The organism is Tessaracoccus caeni (assembly GCF_029211185.1).
Classification (GTDB): Bacteria; Actinomycetota; Actinomycetes; order Propionibacteriales; family Propionibacteriaceae; genus Arachnia; species Arachnia caeni.
The window spans coordinates 142,122-159,427 of the sequence record NZ_JARGDO010000004.1 but is presented as its reverse complement, the minus strand read 5'-3'; the positions used below and the strand labels follow the sequence as shown (position 1 = coordinate 159,427).

Below are 17,306 nucleotides of genomic sequence, written 5' to 3'. Positions count from 1 at the left end.
CTACCCGAATCGGCCGGTGATGTAGTCCTCGGTGGCCTTCTCGTCGGGGTTCTGGAAGATCTTCTCCGTGCGCCCCACCTCGATCAGCTCACCGGGCTGGCCGTGGGCCTTCAGGTTGAAGAACGCCGTCTGGTCGGACACACGCGCAGCCTGCTGCATGTTGTGGGTCACGATCACCACGGTGTAGGTCTCCTTCAGCTCCTTGATCAGATCCTCGATGGCGAGGGTGGAGATGGGGTCCAGGGCCGAGCAGGGCTCGTCCATCAGCAGCACGTCGGGCGAGACCGCGATGGCGCGGGCGATGCAGAGACGCTGCTGCTGGCCACCGGACAGGCCCGAACCGGGACGATCCAGCCGGTCCTTGACCTCGTTCCAGAGGTTGGCGCCCTTGAGCGAGCGCTCCACCAGTTCGTCGGCGTCGCTCTTGGAGATGCGGGCGTTGTTCAGCCGCACGCCGGCCAGCACGTTCTCACGGATGCTCATCGTCGGGAACGGGTTGGGGCGCTGGAACACCATGCCCACCTGGCGGCGCACCCGCACGGGGTCCACCTGCTTGTCGTACAGGTCGACGCCGTCGAGCAGCACCTGGCCGGTGCAGTAGGCGCCGGGGATCACCTCGTGCATGCGGTTCAGCGACCGCAGCACGGTGGACTTGCCGCAACCGGACGAACCGATGAACGCGGTCACCGAGCGGGGCTCGATGGTCATGTTCACGCTGTTCACGGCGTGGAACTTGCCGTAGTAGATGTTGAGATCCTTGATCTCGATGCGCTTGGACATGTCAGTTCCTCGTCAGTTCAGTGAAATCAGCGGCCGCCCTTGGGCGAGAACTTCCAGGCGATGATGCGCCCGATCAGGTTCAAGCCCATGACGATCAGGATGAGGGTGAGTGCGCCGGCCCAGGCGCGCTCGAAGTAAGGGGTGGGATCGGCGCCGGGGGTCGCGTTCTCGTAGTAGACGAACACGGGCAGCGTGGGCATCGGGTTCTTGAACGGGTTCACGTTCATCGACGCCGTGATGCCGGCGGTGACCAACAGTGGGGCGGTCTCGCCGATGATGCGGGCGATGCCGAGCACTACGCCCGTCACGATGCCGGCCAGCGAGGTGGGCAGCACGACGCGCAGGATGGTGCGGAACTTCGCCACGCCCAGCGCGTAGGAAGCCTCGCGCAGTTCGTTGGGCACCAGCCGCAGCATCTCCTCGGTGGAGCGCACGATCGTCGGGATCATCAGCACCGACAGCGCGACGGCGCCCGAGATGCCGTTGTTGGTGCCCGGACCGAAGATCAGCGTGAAGATCGTGTAGGCGAACAAGCCGGCGACAATCGACGGGATGCCCGTCATCACGTCGACGAAGAAGCGGATCGAGTTGGCCAGCCGGCCCTTGACGCCGTATTCCACCAGGTAGATGGCGGTGAGCACGCCGATCGGCACCGAGATCAGCGTGGCCAAGCCGGTGATGATGAGGGTGCCCCAGATGGCGTGCACGCCTCCGCCGCCCTCGCCGACGATGTTGCGCATCGAGGAGTTGAAGAACAGGGGGTCGAAGCGGGCCGCCCCCTTGCTCACGGTGCCCCAGATCAGGGAGACCAACGGGAACAGCGCGATGATGAAGGCTCCGGCGACCAGGTTCTTGGCCAGCCGGTCCTTGGCCTTCCGGACTCCCTCGACGGCGCCCGACACGACGAACGACACGATCAGGAACAGGACGGCACCCAGAACGAGCCCGGAGCCCCACCCGGCGTTGCCGAAGAGCGCGAGCAGCCCGAAGCTGACGCCGAAGGCTCCCACCAGCATCAGCGGCGTGGCCGCGGAGGGCAGCTGTGCAGCGGTGAGGAGATTGACGGGCGTGCCCGCCTTCTCCGTGGCGATGGCGGTCATCAGTTGGCTCCCGAGAACTCGGCGCGGCGGGCGATGATGGCGCGAGCGCCCATGTTGACCGCCAAGGTGATGATGAACAGGATCAGGCCCGAGGCGATCAGCTGGTTGATGCCCAGCCCGTAGGCCTCGGGGAACTGCAGCGCGATGTTGGCAGCGATCGTGTTGGGGTTGGACGAGGTGAGCAGATTCAGATGGAACCCGGGTGCCGGCGACAGCACCATCGCCACGGCCATGGTCTCGCCGAGGGCGCGGCCGAGGCCGAGCATGCAGGCAGAGACGATGCCGGGCGTCGCGAACGGCAGCACGGCCTGGCGGATCATCTCCCAGCGCGTCGCACCGAGGGCCAGCGAGGCCTCCTCGTGCAGGCGCGGCGTCTGCAGGAACACCTCGCGCGAGATGGCGGTAACGATCGGCAGCACCATCACCGCGAGCACCATGGCTGCAGTGAGCACGGTGCGACCGGTTCCGGAGACCTGACCGCCGAAGAAGTAGCTGAGGATCGGCACATCGCCGAAGTACTTGTTCAGCCAGGCGTAGATGGGCAGCACCATGGGGGCGAAGACCGTGATACCCCAGAGGCCGAAGACCACCGACGGCACCGCCGCCAGCAGGTCGATGATGTAGCCGAGGCCCGCGGCGAGACGTCGCGGCGCGTAGTGCGAGATGAACAGCGCGACGCCGATGGCGATCGGCACGGCGAACAGCATCGCGAGGAAGGCCGCCCAGACGGTGCCTGCCGCGAGCGGCAGCACCCACGACCAGAACGGTCCGAAGGTGAGATCCTCCGAGGCGGCGAACAGCGCGGGCAGGGACAGCCCGATCAGAAAGATCGCCACCGCCGCGAGGATGATGAGGATGAGGCTGCCCGAACCGGTGCTGAGGCGGCGGAACAAGGTGTCGCCGTAGCGGCGCTTGTCCCTCCTCAGATCCTGATAGGCGGGCGTCTCTTCCGGAGACCGGAGGCCCGGGCCCGTGAGATCGGTCGACATGAGTTCTCCTGCTTACGTGTGGTCGGTGGCCTGGCAGTGCGCGGCGCCCGCCCGATCGGATGAGGTGTGCTCACCCGAGCGGGCGGACGCGGCGTCGTTAAAGCCCAGAGATCACTTGATGGTCGCGATCGCGGCCTGCACCTGCTCGCGCAGCGTGGGGCTGAGCGGGGTGGAGCCGGCGGACTCCGCGGCGGCGTTCTGGCCATCCTCGGAGGTGAGGTAGGTGAAGTACTGCTTCACCAGCTCGCCCTGCGTGGCGTCCTTGTACTCGGCACACGCGATGCCGTAGGACACCAGCACCAGCGGGTAGCCCTGGGCGGAACGGTCGAGAGCGATCGCGATGTCGTTGTCGGCGCGACCCTCCTCCAGCGGGGAGGCCTCGAGCGCCTGCATCACAGCCTCCGGCGTCGGAGCGGCGAAGGCGCCCTCCGCACCGATCTTGGCGATCTTGGCGGTGCCGGCCTGCGAGGCGTCGGCGTAGCCGATGGTGCCCGAGCCTCCGGTGACCGCAGCCACGACGCCGGCAGTACCCTTGGCGGCCTCGCCGCCCTGGAGCGCCCACTCCTCGGCCGGCTCGTCGGTCCAGGTGCCTGCGGCGGCGACGGACAGGTAGTCGGTGAAGTTCTCGGTGGTGCCCGACTTGTCGGAGCGGTGCACCGCGGTGATGGCGAGATCGGGGAAGGTCACGCCCGGGTTGAGCGCGGCGATCGCCGGATCGTTCCAGTTCGCGACGTCACCACGGAAGATCTTCGCGACCAGCTCAGGGGTGAGGTTGAGCTCGTCGACGCCCTCGAGGTTGAAGATGACGGCGATCGGCGAGACGTAGATCGGCACGTCGATGGCGGCCGAGGCGTCGGCGCAGCCCGCGAAGGAGCCGGCGACGTTCTCCTCGATCTTGAAGGCGCGGTCGGAGCCGGCGAAGTCGGCGCCGCCCTGCTGGAAGGCCTCACGGCCGGAGCCCGAACCGTCGGGCGCGTAGTTGATGGTGACGCCGGTGTTGGCGGTCTGGAAGGCCGCGATCCAGGTCTCCTGGGCGACCTTAGCCGACGACGCGCCCTTGCCGGCGAGCGTGCCGCTCAGAGCCGAGGCGGACTCGCCGGAGGTGCCGGGGGTCTCGGAGCCCTGCTGGGCAGGAATCTCGTTCGCCGCGCAGGCCGTCAGCAGAAGTGCGGCGCTCAGGCCGGCGGCCGCAGTCAGACGAAGCTTCATGTAAGGAACACCTTCCACAATGGTTGATCGGGCCGGATGGCCCCGGAGCCTTTCGGCCTCACGTCGGCGACGCTACGGAGGCGAGGTAACGCGTCGTTCCGGCGGTGGTTAACGCGCGGTGAACGATGCATGAGTTGTGCTCGGACAGGCCATCGCCCCGTCGACGCTTCGAGCTGTGGGCGAACCCATGCGGGACCGCGGCCCGGTAGGCGCTAGGTTTGTCGTCAACGCCAACTGCAGAGACGCAACTGGAAGCACAAGGAGAAGTCATGGTCGACTCGCCGTTCGTCGCACACAACGGATTCGCCCTTCCGGTCCAAGGACTGGGCACCTACAACCTGCGTGGGCTGGCCGGCGCCGCCTCCGTGAAGTCGGCCATCGAGGCCGGCTATCGGCTGATCGACAGCGCCTTCAACTACGAGAACGAGGGCGCGGTGGGCTTCGGCGTGGGCCGCTCGTCGGTGGAGAACAACCGGCTCATCCTCACCTCGAAGCTGGCCGGACGCCACCACGAGCACAAGAGGGCGCTCATCGCCGTTCAGGAGAGCCGGCTGCGGCTGGGGGTGCGAGTGCTGGATCTCATGCTGATCCACTGGCCTAACCCCAGCGTCGACCGGTACGTCGAGGCGTGGGAGGCGCTCATCGAATCGCGCGAGAAGAACCAGGTGGCGCAGATCGGCGTCTCCAACTTCCTCCCCGAGCATCTCGAACGGATCGAGGACGCGACCGGAGTGCGCCCCGTGGTGAACCAGATCGAGCTGCACCCGTACTTCCCGCAGGAGGAGGCCCTCGCCTACAACCGTGAGAGGGGCATCATCACCGAGGCCTGGAGCCCGCTCGGCCGGGCGGGCGACGTGCTGGCCGAACCGGTCATCGTCGAGATCGCCGCGGCCCGCGAGATCACCCCCGTGCAGGTGGTGCTGGCCTGGCACGCCACCCGGGGCAGCGTCGCCATCCCGAAGGCCGCCCAGCCCCAGCACCAGGCTTCCAACCTCGCCGCAGCGTCGATCCGCTTGACCGACGACGAGGTCGCCGCCATCACGGCCCTCGGCCGCCCCGACGGCCGCCTCTTCGGTGCCGACCCACGCACCCACGAAGAAATGTAACCCCGCTCACGCTCGTCGAGGTGCCCTCCTGACGCTCTTCGAGGTGCGAGGCCGCCCGCGGCCGAGCCTCGAGGAGAGCGTGACGGTGTCTGGGGGCTTGTGGTCGGGTTTCGGTGGGTGGGTGCGTTGTGTTACGGATGGGGTCGCGGTTGCTGAGGTGCGAGCGAAGCGAGCCTCGAAGTGCCCGCCACCGGCCGTGTTCCGGCGCTTCGCGCGGGCTCACGGCTTTTACGCCCACCAAACCCACTCGCGGACCCCATCCTCCACACGACTACGCGTTCGGCTGCCAGCTGGCTCTCCTCGAGGCTCCGCTGCGCTCCGCACCTCGAAGAGCGTGATCCTCCACACGACTCGGTTCTTCGGCCGCAGGTCTGGTGCACTTCCCTCTCACGGTGAAAAGCGGGATTTGGCGTGGATCAGGGTAGAGTGGGCCGAGTTCGTCTCGAGGAAAGCGCTCGCCAGTCCTGTACCGGCCCCGGCGCACCCGGCGTGCGGCCCACGACATTCGGCCACTGATCACACAGATCCAAGGCCCGTGTCTCACGCCGCCGGGCACGTCCTCACTCGGCATATGACCGACCAGCAGCTCCTTTAGAACAGGAACCCCTTTGACACTCGATTTCGCCCAACTCGGCGTGCCCTCCCCCTTCGTCTCCGCTCTCGCACAACGCGGGATCACCGCCCCGACGCCCATCCAGGCGGCGACCCTGCCCGACTCCCTCGCCGGGCGCGACGTGCTCGGCCGCGGCCGCACCGGCTCCGGCAAGACCTTCGCCTTCCTGCTGCCGCTGGTCACTCGGCTGACTCAGAGCGGCACCCGCCGTCAGCCGAAGCGGGCGCGGTCCCTGGTGCTGGCGCCCACGCGCGAGCTCGCAGCGCAGATCCACGAGTCGCTGGCCACTCTTGAGGGCGCGGCCCGCCTGACCTCCACCGTCGTGTTCGGCGGCGTGAACCAGAACCCTCAAGCCAAGGCCTTGGCCAAGGGCGTCGACGTGCTCATCGCCTGCCCCGGACGCCTGCTCGACCTGATGAACCAGGGGCTCGTCCACCTGGGCTCCGTCGAGATCACCATCATCGACGAGGCCGACCACATGGCCGACATGGGCTTCCTGCCCAGCGTTCGCCGCATCCTGCAGGCCACTCCACAGGACGGGCAGCGGATGCTGTTCTCGGCGACGCTGGATGCCGGCGTCTCCACCCTGGTGAAGCAGTTCCTGCACGACCCCGTCACGCACGAGGCCGATTCCGCCCACTCCCCCGTCTCGACGATGTCGCACCATGTGCTGCGCGTCGCCGCGGACGACCGCACTCAGGTGGTGGCTGAACTGGCCGCCGCTCCCGGCAACACCATCGTGTTCACCCGCACCAAGCACGGCGCCAAGAAGCTCGCCAAGCAGCTGGTCAGCCTGGGCGTGCCGGCGGTGGATCTGCACGGCAACCTCAGCCAGAACGCCCGCACCCGCAACCTGGATGCGTTCCATTCGGGCCGCGTCAGCACGCTGGTGGCCACCGACATCGCCGCCCGTGGCATCCACGTCGACGACGTGTCGCTGGTGGTGCACGCCGACCCGCCGGTGGAGCACAAGGCTTACCTGCACCGCTCGGGCCGCACGGCCCGCGCCGGGGCCGAGGGCACCGTCGTCACCTTGGAGCTGCCCGCGCAGCGCGCCGATGTACAGTCGCTGCTGCGCCAAGCCAAGATCCGGCCGACCTTCACCAAGGCCGGCCCCGGAGCGGACATCCTGACCAGCATCGCCCCCGGCGAGCGCACCTTCCTCAGCTCCACCGACGCCGCCGAACTGGCCGGCGTGCAGCCCAAGCAGCCCCAGCCGCAGCGCTCCTCCAAGCCCAAGGCGAAGCCGGCGACGGGTTCGGGCCAGCAGCAGGGCCAGAACCGGCAGCCCGGTTCCGGTCGGCGTTCGTCGTCTCGACGCGGCCCGAAGGCACCCGCCACTGCCCAGGCCCGGCCGCACTCCGGTCACGGCACCGCCCCGGCCCACAGCGCCGCCGACTTCTCCAGGGCCAACCGCCGGGGTCGCTGAACCCAGTGACCCTCTTCGAGGTACGGAGGCGCCGGGGCGCACTTCGAGACGCTCGTACCTCGCTCCTCAGCACCCGCAACGAGCCCCCATCCTGAGCCTCGAAAGAGCGCGACTGTGCGCAGAGGCTGATGGCTGGGTTCCTGCGGATTCTCGCTCTGGGTCTTTTCGAGGCTCGGCCGCGGACGGCCTCGCACCTCAAAGACCGTGATGGTGACGCCCTCCGAGGTGCGAAGGCGCCGGGCGAGGAACACATGACGCTCTTCGAGGTGCGGAGCGCAGCGGAGCCTCGAGGAGAGCGTGACGTGGGCGGGCGCCTACGGGAAGAGCTGGAGCAGGGCGTTTTCGACCACCTCGGGCAAGGCCGGGTGGATCCAGTACTGGCCGCGAGCCATCTCGTCGACGGTCAGGTGGAAGCTCATGGCCTGGATCAGCGGCTGGATGAGCGTCGAGGCCTGCGGTCCCATGATGTGCGCCCCCAGCAGATGGTGGGTGCGGGGGTCGGCCAGGAGCTTCACGAAGTGGTCCTTGTCCTCCAACGCCCAGCCGTAGGCCACGTCCCCGTAGCGCTGGGTGGCGGAGACGTAGTCGACGCCCCACTCCTTCAGCTGCTCCTCGGTGGCACCGACGCAGGCCAGCTGCGGATCGGCGAAGACCGCGGCGGGCACGTAGCGATGGTCGGTCTCGCGGAGATCGTCCGGATGCAGCAGGTTGTGCTGGACCGTGCGCAGCTCGGCGTTGGCGACGTGCTTGAGCAGGTAGTCCGACGACACGTCACCCATCGCGAAGATGTGCGGCACCGCGGTGTGCTGGGTGCTGTCCACCCGGATCTGACCGTCGGGCTTCACCTCGACGCCGGCAGCCTCCAGGTTCAACGCGTCGGAGTTGCGCACGCGTCCGACGGCCTGCAGCACCGCGTCGGCGAAGTAGATGTACTCGACGCCGTTGCGATCGGTGGTCACCACCTGAATGTCGCCGGCTGAGCCAGGCTCGAAGGCCGCGACCTTCTGGTTGAGCCGCACCTTCACCGTGCGCCCGAGGATCTCCTGGAAATGGCCGGCCACCTCGCGGTCTTGATGGCGCAGCAGCACGTCGGAGCGGTTGATCAACGTCACTTCGCTGCCCAGCGCGGAGAAGATGTGGGCGAACTCGGCCGCGATGTAGCCGCCGCCCAGGATGACGAGGCGCTCGGGCAACTCGTCCATCCGCATGATGTCATCGGAGGTGTGCAGGAACGCCGCCATCTCCTCGGCACCAGGCACGTCGAGCAGGCGCGGGCGCGACCCCGTCGCGATGACGATGCGGTCGGCGGTGATCCGTCCCTCGCCCGCCTGGAGCGTGTGCGGATCGATGAAGCTGGCTTCCTCCTGGAAGACGGTGACGTTGTCGCTCTGCACCCGCCACGCCAGGCCGCCTTGGGAGATCGGGTCGATCCGGCCGAAGATGCGGTCGCGGATCGACGGCCAGTCGGCGCCGTTGAAGGCGAGGTCGACGCCGAGCCGATGCGCCTGCTCGGGGCTCCGAGCGAGGTCCGCGGGCAGCACGAACATCTTGGTGGGAATGCACCCGCGGTTGAGACAGGTGCCGCCGAAGACGGGATCGCGCTCGATCAGCGCGATCTTCATGTCGGCGAAACGTTCGTCGATCAGCGAGTTGCCAGTGCCGGAGCCGATGACAGCCAGGTCGAAATGCTGCATGTCGGCCATCCTAGTAGAGCCTCCCTCGTCAGAGGTTCCGGATACGCTGGACGCCATGCAGACCACCACATGGGCCGTCGTCACCGGAGCCTCCTCGGGATTGGGCGCGCACTTCGCGTCGCATCTCGCCAGCCAGGGCTCCAATCTGATCCTCGTCGCGCGCAGCCTCGACAAGCTCGAGGAGCATGCCGAGCAGCTGAGGAGCACCCACGGCGTGCGGGTAGAGGTGCGCCAGACCGACCTCGCCGACCCCGCCCAGCGCACTGTCCTCGCCGACGAGCTGTCGGAGCTCGAGGTGCACACCTTGGTGAACAACGCCGGTTTCGGGTCGATCGGCGACTTCGACAGCCTCGACCGGAAGCGCCTGCTCTCCGAGATCGAGCTCAACGCCGCCGCGCTGACCGAACTCACCCACGTCGTCCTGGGCCGCATGCTGGTGCACGGCCGGGGGGCGGTGATCAACGTCGCCAGCACCGGGGCGTTCCAACCGATTCCCACCATGGCCGTCTATGCCGCCACCAAGGCCTACGTGCTGCGCCTCAGCCTGGCGCTCTGGGATGAGCTGCACGTCACCGGCGTGCGCGTGCTCGCCGTGTGCCCAGGGCCGACGCAGACCGAGTTCTTCAGCAACGCCGGCAACGACAAGGTGATGCGCTGGCGGCGCACCCCGGAGCAGGTGATCGCCAGCAGCTTCAAGGCTCTCGCGGCTCACCAGCCCTACGTGATCGACGGGTGGAACAACAAACTGCTGGCCTTCGCCACTCGATTCGCACCCACCTGGCTCACCGTGAAGCTGGCGAGGCGGATCGCGGGAGGCTAAAAACTGCGGAGACGGATTCCAGCGGACGCGCTACTCCACGTGGATCAGCTTGTTCTCCTCGAAGGAGGACGCGCTGTTCTTGGTCTCGTTGCCGGCGGCGACGGTGATGTCGTAGTCGCCGGGCGGCAGACTCACCGTCAGCGTCCACTCGTACCATCCTTGACGGTTGGGCTGCTTGCTGCGATCCGCCCGCTTCTGGAGGACGACCTGGCCCTTGCGGGTGTCGGTGATCGCGACCTGCGGCCTGCTGTAGACCGGATGCACTTCGCCCCGGATCTGGATGTCGCCTGCCGGGTACTGCGCGAGGTTCTTCGGCGACATGATCCGCACCGGAGCGATCGGCGTCAGACCATAAGTGGCGTAGCCTTCCGCCTGATCGAAGGGCGACGGGGGCGGTCCGCCGTCGGCCAGGAACCGCACGCGCAGCCCTGGCACACCCACCAGATTGTTGGCTGTGTAGACCACCTGATCGATCGCCTGCGCGGCATCCTCCCCCGACAGCGACTCGTAGGCCGACGACGACAGGTCCACCGTCAGATAGGAGCCTTGCACGTCGACGCTCAGCAGCTGTCCCGGCGACCATGCCGAGCGCAGATCCGGATCCATCGGCGCCAGCGCGAAAACGGCCTCCAGCGCCGACCGGACGAGTTGCCCCGACGACGGCAGATCCCGCGACTCGGGATACAGCAGGCCGTCGCTGCGTCCGACGTAGTAGACGGGCACTCCCAGCACCAGGGCTGGAAGAGCGTGTTCTCCGGGTGAGGCCGAGGCGGTGGGCTGCTCGGGGCTGGTCTCCTCTTGCCTGGGGATGATGGCGCGGGTCATCGTCGCGACGGTGAAACCCAGCGCGAGCGCGAGCATCGCGATGACCACCAGGGCGCCGATGGACACCCTGAGCCGCTGCCTGGGCGGCAAGGCCGCCAGCTCCGCCTCAAACTCATCGGTCTGCGGGGCTTGGATGGTGCGCGCGCACGATTGCAGCGCCGCCATCACCTCCTCCGCGGTGGCCTCCAGGCTGCCCGTCGCCCCCAACGCCTGATGCACCGTCATGAGGGCCGTCTCCAGACGGCGGTTGCTTCGTCGCAGCGTCATCCGCATGATGCTGGCCAGCTCGGGCCCGAAACGGGTCAGATAGTGGCTGACGATCAAGTGCTCGGAGAGGTGCAGCGGAAGCGCCCGGATGACGTCGAGGATCCGGCCGTACTCGCCGTCCTTGTCGGGCGGCAGCGCGATCGTTCCCTCCACCCCGCGAACGGCTCGGGCTTGATGGACGACGTTCTCCTGCAGGAACTCGATGCGCTCGTTGGGGTCGATCACCCGGTGTCCCCGGCGATGCAGCGCGAAGAAGCACGTGTGCACGACCTCTTTCGCCCGCTCGCCGGCTCCCAGCATCACCGCGAGCCGGTAGAGCGTGCTCGAGCCCTGCTGCTCGTGCAGCTCAACGAGCCACTGCGTCGACTCCTCCGGCATGACCGTCATTCCCGTTGTTCCGGGCTAGATCCCGGAGTACGAGTGCATCCCGTTCATGAGGAGGTTGACGCCGACGAAGTTCCACCAGAACGAGGCGACGCCGATGAGGGCGATGTAGGCGGCGGGCCGTCCGCGCCACCCGGCCGTCAGGCGGGCGTGCAGATAGGCCGCGTAGATCACCCAGGTCACGAACGACCAGGTCTCCTTGGGATCCCAGTCCCAGAATCGGCCCCACGCGTACTGCGCCCACACCGCGCCGGCGACGACGGCGAAGGTCCACAGCGGGAACCCGAAGGCGTGCAGCCGGTAGGCGACCAGATCCAGCCTCGACGACGACGGCACCCGGGCGAGGAAGCCCGTCACCTGGCCGCCGCTCGCCTCGGCCTTCTCCTCTGCCGAGCGGCGCAGCAGATAGAGCACCGAGGCCACCGCGGCGACGTTGAAGCCCGCGCCAGCAATGGTGGCGAGCACGATGTGCACGATGAACCACACCGAATGCAGCGCAGGCACCAGCGGAGCCACGTCCACGTAGAACACCGTCACCGCGAGCCCCATGAAGATCGTCACGATCAAGGTCACGCCCAACCCGAGCCATCGCATCCCCAACCGGAGCGCGCAGACCAGGTAGATCAGCACGAGGAAGCCCAGGGAGGTGGTGGAGAACTCATACATGTTGCCCCAGGGCATCCGGTGGGCCGCGACGCCCCGCAGCACCACGCCCACGAGGTGGGCGACGAAGGCCACCACCGTCAACGCCAGCGCCAGCCGGCCGAACAGATCCACCGAGATCCGCACCTTGTCCTCGGAACCGTCCTCGAGACGTTCCGCCCCCAGCCCCCTTGCTCTCGACCATTCGACGGTGTGCAGCACGAAAGCGATCAGGTAACCGTTGGTGGCCAGCACGATCGCCAGGTCCGACAACTCGGATACGGTCATCAACTCTCCTTCGTGGTCGAGGTACGAGACGACGCTACGTCGTCACCATAGCCGGTAGCCGCCTTGCAGAGTCCATCCACTTCTTCGGCCAGGCCGCTGGCGACGTCCGTGCGGTCCAGGCCGCCGACCACGACGCCCCCCTCGGTCAGCCGAAGGAAGAGCCGGCGCGGCCGGACGTAGAGCGACAGGCACAGCCCCGCGACGCCCACCAGCACCGCGATCAGGGACAGTACCGTGCCGGGTGTCTGGCTGATCTGCAGCTTGATCCAGCGGGAGTAGCCGTCGAAGCTGAGCGCGCCGAGCCCGTCGGGAAGGGTCATGCTGGCCCCGGGCTTCATGGCCGCACGGAACACCTGCTCGTCGTCCCCGAGCACGGGCTCGAGGCCGACGGCGTTGAGCCGGTAGACGGACTCCGGCTCACCGGTCTCCTGGCGGGGCGGTCCGTGCCACGCGTTCAGGTAGACCTCTGGGTTGAGCGCGTCAGGGAATACGGAGTGCGGGCCCGTCTGGTCGAGCACCGCGGTGGGGAAGAAGAAGATCTCGAAGGCCAAGCGCTCCGGTCGGCCGTCGTTGGCCTTGATCACGCCGACGGAAGCGAAGTTGCCATCCTGGGGAAGGGTGACCACGGGGCCGGAGAAGGCCACATCCCCGTTGCCGTCGTAGACCGTGAAGACCGGCGCGTATCCGTGTCCTTGCAGGTTCACCTGGGTGCCGCCGCTGGTCAGGATCGGTTCGTTGACGGTGAGCAGGTGGTCGCGGGTCTCACCGTTCTCGGTGACCTTCATCGCCGCGTCGAACACCCGGGCGGCTCCGCGCTGCACGTCGCCCGTCTCGAACTCGGCCCTGAAGGACTCGAGCGAGACCGAGAAGGGCTCCAGCTGATCGGTGTCGGCCATGGCGCCGGTGGTGAAGTCGTCGTACTGCGTGATCACGTTGCTGAAACCGCGTCCCTCCACCACCACGACGGTGCCGCTGAAGCCCCAGAGGTTGCTCCAGGCCAGGCCGGTCAGCACCACGATGAGGCTGATGTGGAACACCAGGTTGCCCAGTTCGCGCAGGTAGCCGCGCTCCGCGGAGATGCCCTCGTCGGTGCGCCGGATCCGATAGCGCTTGGACGCCAGCCACTGCTCCGCGCGGTCCAAGGTGACGGACGCGCCGAAGACCGCCTCGGCCTCCGCGTGCTCCGGCAGGCGTTCCACGCGCTTGGGCAGGCGCGGCGGCTGCTTGCGCAGGTCGCGGGCGTACTTGCCGATGCGCGGCACGATGCAGCCCGCCAGCGAGACGAACAACAGCAGATAGGTGGCCGAGAACCACGGGCTGGCATAGACGTCGTACATGCCGAGCGGCTCGAGGATCCGGTTCCATCCTGGATGCTCCGCCTGGAAGTCGCTGACGGTGATCGCCGAGATATGCGTCTGCGGGATCATCGACCCGGGAATCGACGCCAGCGCCAGCAGGAACAGCAGCACCAGCGCCGTGCGCATGCTGGTGAGCTGGGCCCACATCCAGCGCAGCGTCTGGACGAAGCTGAGCGCCGACGCCTCCTCGGAGCGGGCCGCGCGCGGGCTCATAGGATCGTCCCGAAGCTCGCCGCCCACTGCCGCAGGATCGCGACCAGCGCGTCCCACCAACCGACCACCATGGCCAGCCCCACCAGCATCATCGTCACTCCCCCGATGCGTTGAATCGTCCTCTGGTGCGTGCGCATCCAGCCGAGCTTGGGGGCGAGCGACCTGAACGCCGCCGCAAAGGCGACGAACGGCAGCCCGAGCCCCAGGGCGTAGGCGAACGCGAGGATCCCGCCACGCACCGCCGATCCTTCGTTGATGGCCATGCTCAGCACCACCGACAGCGCCGGCCCGATGCACGGGGTCCAGCCGAGGCCGAAGACCAGTCCGAGCAAGGGCGACGCCCACACGCCGAGGGTCGGCGTCATCGTCGGACGCCATCCCGACGGCATCGGCAGCCATCCGGCGAACCCGGCCCCCAGCACCAGGATGAGCAGCCCCATCGCGATCGTGATCAGTCGTTGGTGCTGGAGGAGCACGGCGCCGAGGCCCCCGAGCACCGCTCCGGTCAGCACGAAGACGACGGAGAAGCCCAACACGAAGCCGATCGTTCCGCCCACCAGCAGACGACGCGACCCCCGGCCCTCCGCGATCTCGGCGGCTCCCAGCCCCGAGGCGTAGCTCAGGTAGCCGGGCAGCAGCGGCAGCACGCACGGCGACGCGAAGGACACCATCCCGGCGAGCATCGCGACGGGGATCGCGATCAGCAACGACGAGGTCAGCGCGGCATCGGTCCAGCCCTCGAGCAGGATCATTCGCCGCCCTCGATGTCGGAAACCAGGCCCACCAGAGTCGCTTTGTCGACTTCACCCAGCACCCGTGCCGCGACCCGGCCCTCGCCGTCGATGATGACCGTGCTCGGAATCGCCTTGGGCGGCAGCTGCCCGAACCCGAGAAGCAGCTCGCCGTCCGGGTCGAAGAGATTGGGGTAAGGCACCTCGAAGGCGCGCACGAAGGCCTCTGCGGGGGCGGCGTCGAGGTCTCGGGTGTTGATCCCGATGAACTGCGCGCGGTCGCCCAACTCCTCCGCGGCCGCCACCAGGTCGGGCGCCTCGGACCGGCAGGGCGGGCACCAGGATCCCCAGACGTTCAGCACCATGATCTTGCCCGCGTAGTCGGCGGTGGACAGCTCGCCGCCGCCGAGCAGCGGGCCGGCCAGCTCGGGCGCCTCGGTCCGGTCGTCCACCGCGAGAACGGTCATCGTGCCGTCGCCGGCCTGGTAGCCGGCCGACTGATCCGCGATGTCGTCCTTGCCGGAACCCCCGCACGCCGTCAAGACCAGCGACGCGGCCAGGACCGCGCTCGTCCAGCGCAGCCTCACGTGCCCACCTTGAACTTGCGGCCCCGCTTGACCGGCAGAAGATCCGCCACGGGCTCGGCATAGCTCACCGCGGTGATCAGCCCATCGCGCACCGTGAAGCTGGTCACCGAACACAGCGTGCACTCGCGGCGCCGCGGATCATGGGCGAAGGGACGGCCCTCTGCTGCGCTCCGGGCGATCCAGATGGGCAGCTGATGAGACACGACGAGCGCCTGCCCGCCCTCCCCTGCGTCGCGGGCGGCGTCCAGGATCGCAGCCTCCATCCGCGTGGCGACCTCGGTATAGGGCTCGCCCCAACTGGGCTTCAGCGGATTGCGCATGTGCCAGAACATCTTGGGGTCGCGCAGCGCCTTGTTGCCACTGCCGAAGACCATGCCCTCGAACTGGTTGGCGGCCTCGATCACCCGCTCGTCGGTGGTGATCTCGAGATGCGCGTGACGGGCCGCCGTGGGCTCCAACGTCTCCTGCGCGCGTTGCAGCGGAGAACATCGCAGATGGGTGAGCGGCGTCTCGGCCCAGTACTGACCCATCCGCCAGGCCATCTCGTGGCCGAGGTTCGACAAGCCGAAACCCTCGATGCGGCCGTACAGCACACCACCAGGGTTGTGCACTTGGCCATGGCGCATCACGTGGACGAGCCGGACGTCTTCGGCAGCAGTCATGCCCCTACCGTACGGCATCTCGTGAAAGAGCCAATCTCGTCGCGGACGGTCAGGAAGCCGACGGCGTGCGGCGACGGCGACGCTTGCGTTGCGAGGGGCGAAGTGTGGGCAAACCGGCCGCATTCTGAGCCTCGCGTCGCTTGTCGGCGAAGGCCGCCAGGGACTCGGCGAGGGCCTCGTAGGTGGGCGCCTTCGCGATGACGTCGACCTTCAGGCCGTGCATCTCGCACGCAGCAGCGGTGGCGGGACCGATCGCCGCCACCAGGGTGGCCGCATGAGGCTTGCCCGCGATGCCGATCATGTTGCGCACCGCCGTGGCCGAGGTGAACACCGCGGCGTCGAACATGCCGGTCTTGATGTCGGCTCGCACCTCCGCGGGCGGCGGCGCGGCGCGCACGGTGCGGTAGGCCGTGACGTCCTCGACCTCCCAGCCGAGCCGCCCCAGCCCCTCGACGAGGGCCTCCACCGAGACGTCGGCGCTGGGCACGAGCACGCGATTGAGCGGATCGAGGAGTTCGTCGTAGGAGGGGAACTCGTTGGCGAGGCCGCCGACGGTGTTGTCCATCACCGGCACCAGGTCGGGCATCAGGCCGAGTTCCAGGAGCGCCTCCGCCGTGCCACGCCCGACGGCAGCCAGCGACACACCGGACAGCGCGCGGGAGTCCAGTCCGTACTCGCGCAGACGCTCGGCGATCGCGCCGACGGAGTGCGGCGAAGTGAGGACGAGCCAGAGATAGCGCCCGTCGACCAGACCGCGCACGGCGCGTTCCATGCCCTGCTCGGTGCGGGGCGGCTCGATGGACAAGGTGGCGACGATCTCCGACTTCGCGCCGAAGCCGGCGAGCTGATCCACGAGCTGGCCCAGGTCGTCCTTGGTGCGCGGGATGAGGAGGCGCCAGTTGAACAGCGGCTTGTTCTCGAACCAGGAGACCTTGGCGCGACGATGGCTCTCGATATGCGGCCCGACGATGAGGAAGACCTCCGGATCCTCCACCGCCTTCACCTCGCGCCAGGTCAAGGTGTCGCTGGACTGCGACGTGGTGGCCACCTTGCAGACCTGCAGCACCTGGCCGGTGGCGCCGTAACGATGGATGGCTTGGGCCGCGACCTGCGGAAGGTTGCGCCCGGAGGTGCGCAGCACCAGCGTCTCCGCGCTGGGCCACTCGTCGATGGCCGGTACCTGGCTGCCGCATTCCATGGCGGCCAGACTGCCTTCGGCCCGGACGGCACCGTAGGTGAGAGCGGCGCTCCAGCGACTGATGCCGGGCACCACATTGACGCGCACGCCGTCGATCTCCAGCAAGGAGGAGAACGCGTCGCCCGTGGGGAGGGTGAACTCGTCGAAGCTGCCGATCCGGACCACGGTGAGCCCGTCGCGAGCCGGCGACAAGAGCTGGTTCAGCTCGTCGTCGCCCACCACCTCCACCGTCGCATGCGCGGCGGTGTGCTCGGTCAGCTCCTCCGCGTCAATGGACGGATCGGTCACGACCACATCGGCTTGGCCGAGCGCGCGGGCGCCCGACAGGGTCAGCAACCCGAGGTCGCTGGGACCGGATCCGACGAAGGTGACGGATCCTAGCTGGACGTCAGACTCGCTCAACTCAACTCC

Annotated in this window: 15 protein-coding genes; 3 read left to right on the top strand and 12 right to left on the bottom strand. The window is 68.1% G+C overall.

Features of this window, described 5'->3' with window-relative positions; all coding sequences use genetic code 11:
- From pstB to pstS, 4 genes are all read right to left on the bottom strand, one after another.
- The gene (gene pstB / locus P0D62_RS05300) at window positions 1–780 is read right to left on the bottom strand and encodes a phosphate ABC transporter ATP-binding protein PstB (RefSeq protein WP_275701586.1); all 780 of its coding nucleotides are present in this window, start codon (window positions 778–780) and stop codon (window positions 1–3) included.
- Window positions 781–806: 26 nt separating this feature from the next.
- The gene (pstA, locus tag P0D62_RS05295) at window positions 807–1,880 is read right to left on the bottom strand and encodes a phosphate ABC transporter permease PstA (RefSeq protein WP_275701585.1); all 1,074 of its coding nucleotides are present in this window, start codon (window positions 1,878–1,880) and stop codon (window positions 807–809) included.
- Window positions 1,880–2,869 (bottom strand): phosphate ABC transporter permease subunit PstC, encoded by a 990-nt coding sequence (gene pstC / locus P0D62_RS05290; protein WP_275701584.1) that lies wholly within the window; start codon window positions 2,867–2,869, stop codon window positions 1,880–1,882. Before pstC ends, pstA begins: the two co-directional genes overlap by 1 nt.
- Before the next feature lie 111 nt (window positions 2,870–2,980).
- Window positions 2,981–4,078, bottom strand: coding sequence for a phosphate ABC transporter substrate-binding protein PstS (pstS, locus tag P0D62_RS05285; RefSeq protein WP_275701583.1), 1,098 nt, complete (start codon window positions 4,076–4,078; stop codon window positions 2,981–2,983).
- Between the two features lie 269 nt (window positions 4,079–4,347).
- Here pstS and P0D62_RS05280 point away from each other — a divergent pair, with 269 nt between their 5' ends.
- Entirely contained in the window at window positions 4,348–5,184 is an 837-nt protein-coding gene (locus tag P0D62_RS05280; protein ID WP_275701582.1) for an aldo/keto reductase, read from the top strand.
- 608 nt (window positions 5,185–5,792) lie between these two features.
- Entirely contained in the window at window positions 5,793–7,226 is a 1,434-nt protein-coding gene (locus P0D62_RS05275) for a DEAD/DEAH box helicase (protein ID WP_275701581.1), read from the top strand.
- Window positions 7,227–7,540: 314 nt separating this feature from the next.
- On the opposite strand, the gene P0D62_RS05270 is transcribed toward P0D62_RS05275, so the two are convergent.
- Window positions 7,541–8,920 (bottom strand): mycothione reductase, encoded by a 1,380-nt coding sequence (locus P0D62_RS05270; RefSeq protein ID WP_275701580.1) that lies wholly within the window; start codon window positions 8,918–8,920, stop codon window positions 7,541–7,543.
- 55 nt (window positions 8,921–8,975) lie between these two features.
- On the opposite strand from P0D62_RS05270, the gene P0D62_RS05265 reads away from it, so the two are divergent.
- On the top strand, window positions 8,976–9,740 hold the full coding sequence (locus P0D62_RS05265; protein WP_275701579.1) for an SDR family NAD(P)-dependent oxidoreductase: 765 nt from the start codon (window positions 8,976–8,978) through the stop codon (window positions 9,738–9,740).
- Between the two features lie 30 nt (window positions 9,741–9,770).
- On the opposite strand, the gene P0D62_RS05260 is transcribed toward P0D62_RS05265, so the two are convergent.
- The 7 genes from P0D62_RS05260 to P0D62_RS05230 are packed head-to-tail and all read right to left on the bottom strand — an operon-like array spanning window position 9,771 to window position 17,297.
- The gene (locus P0D62_RS05260) at window positions 9,771–11,219 is read right to left on the bottom strand and encodes a GerMN domain-containing protein (protein ID WP_275701578.1); all 1,449 of its coding nucleotides are present in this window, start codon (window positions 11,217–11,219) and stop codon (window positions 9,771–9,773) included.
- Window positions 11,220–11,234: 15 nt separating this feature from the next.
- Window positions 11,235–12,146: a c-type cytochrome biogenesis protein CcsB gene (gene ccsB / locus P0D62_RS05255; protein ID WP_275701577.1), complete on the bottom strand. Its 912-nt coding sequence runs from the start codon at window positions 12,144–12,146 to the stop codon at window positions 11,235–11,237.
- Window positions 12,146–13,717, bottom strand: coding sequence for a cytochrome c biogenesis protein ResB (resB, locus tag P0D62_RS05250; RefSeq protein ID WP_275701576.1), 1,572 nt, complete (start codon window positions 13,715–13,717; stop codon window positions 12,146–12,148). Before resB ends, ccsB begins: the two co-directional genes overlap by 1 nt.
- A complete protein-coding gene (locus tag P0D62_RS05245) occupies window positions 13,714–14,469 on the bottom strand; it encodes a cytochrome c biogenesis CcdA family protein (RefSeq protein WP_406708221.1) in 756 nt (251 codons plus the stop codon). Before P0D62_RS05245 ends, resB begins: the two co-directional genes overlap by 4 nt.
- On the bottom strand, window positions 14,466–15,035 hold the full coding sequence (locus P0D62_RS05240; protein WP_275701575.1) for a TlpA family protein disulfide reductase: 570 nt from the start codon (window positions 15,033–15,035) through the stop codon (window positions 14,466–14,468). Before P0D62_RS05240 ends, P0D62_RS05245 begins: the two co-directional genes overlap by 4 nt.
- Window positions 15,032–15,697 (bottom strand): histidine phosphatase family protein, encoded by a 666-nt coding sequence (locus tag P0D62_RS05235; protein ID WP_275701574.1) that lies wholly within the window; start codon window positions 15,695–15,697, stop codon window positions 15,032–15,034. The genes P0D62_RS05240 and P0D62_RS05235 overlap by 4 nt, the downstream gene beginning before the upstream one ends.
- 49 nt (window positions 15,698–15,746) lie before the next feature.
- Window positions 15,747–17,297 (bottom strand): uroporphyrinogen-III synthase, encoded by a 1,551-nt coding sequence (locus tag P0D62_RS05230; RefSeq protein WP_275701573.1) that lies wholly within the window; start codon window positions 17,295–17,297, stop codon window positions 15,747–15,749.
- Window positions 17,298–17,306: the final 9 nt, after the last annotated feature.

Bases quoted from the DNA above. Each gene is read 5' to 3' on its own strand.
- pstB (WP_275701586.1), bottom strand. From the start codon at position 780: ATGTCCAAGCGCATCGAGATCAAGGATCTCAACATCTACTACGGCAAG.
- pstA (WP_275701585.1), bottom strand. From the start codon at position 1,880: ATGACCGCCATCGCCACGGAGAAGGCGGGCACGCCCGTCAATCTCCTC.
- pstC (WP_275701584.1), bottom strand. From the start codon at position 2,869: ATGTCGACCGATCTCACGGGCCCGGGCCTCCGGTCTCCGGAAGAGACG.
- pstS (WP_275701583.1), bottom strand. From the start codon at position 4,078: ATGAAGCTTCGTCTGACTGCGGCCGCCGGCCTGAGCGCCGCACTTCTG.
- P0D62_RS05280 (WP_275701582.1), top strand. From the start codon at position 4,348: ATGGTCGACTCGCCGTTCGTCGCACACAACGGATTCGCCCTTCCGGTC.
- P0D62_RS05270 (WP_275701580.1), bottom strand. From the start codon at position 8,920: ATGCAGCATTTCGACCTGGCTGTCATCGGCTCCGGCACTGGCAACTCG.
- P0D62_RS05265 (WP_275701579.1), top strand. From the start codon at position 8,976: ATGCAGACCACCACATGGGCCGTCGTCACCGGAGCCTCCTCGGGATTG.
- P0D62_RS05260 (WP_275701578.1), bottom strand. From the start codon at position 11,219: ATGACGGTCATGCCGGAGGAGTCGACGCAGTGGCTCGTTGAGCTGCAC.
- ccsB (WP_275701577.1), bottom strand. From the start codon at position 12,146: ATGACCGTATCCGAGTTGTCGGACCTGGCGATCGTGCTGGCCACCAAC.
- resB (WP_275701576.1), bottom strand. From the start codon at position 13,717: ATGAGCCCGCGCGCGGCCCGCTCCGAGGAGGCGTCGGCGCTCAGCTTC.
- P0D62_RS05245 (WP_406708221.1), bottom strand. From the start codon at position 14,469: ATGATCCTGCTCGAGGGCTGGACCGATGCCGCGCTGACCTCGTCGTTG.
- P0D62_RS05235 (WP_275701574.1), bottom strand. From the start codon at position 15,697: ATGACTGCTGCCGAAGACGTCCGGCTCGTCCACGTGATGCGCCATGGC.